General features: G+C 35.4%; 1 protein-coding gene. It reads right to left on the bottom strand.

The window, feature by feature from the left end; translation table 11 throughout:
• The coding region (locus A9Q93_RS06810; RefSeq protein WP_303686633.1) for an amino acid--tRNA ligase-related protein at window positions 1-342 on the bottom strand (342 nt) is incomplete at both ends.

A 342-nucleotide genomic window follows, 5' to 3' on the forward strand; every position in this document is an offset into this window, starting at 1 on the left:
GTTTTCTCTTCATCAGCAAAACGTTGATCTAAAAACGCCAAATCATCCTTACAGTGCTCTAAAACATATTCTAAAACAGATTTAATGAAATCTTCAGACAAGTCCATGTTTCCATCTAAATCCATAAATGCCACTTCTGGCTCAATCATCCAAAACTCTGCTAAATGACGTGTTGTATTAGAGTTCTCAGCTCTAAAGGTTGGTCCAAAAGTATAGACTTTTCCTAATGCCATTGCATAGGTCTCAGCTTCTAATTGACCAGAAACTGTCAAGTTGGTTTCTTTCCCAAAAAAGTCTTGTTTATAATCGATAGTACCATCTTCATTTAATGGTGCTTTGTTA

The sequence above is a fragment of the Nonlabens dokdonensis genome (genome assembly GCF_002162835.1).
In the GTDB taxonomy this organism is placed as follows: domain Bacteria; phylum Bacteroidota; class Bacteroidia; order Flavobacteriales; family Flavobacteriaceae; genus Nonlabens; species Nonlabens dokdonensis_B.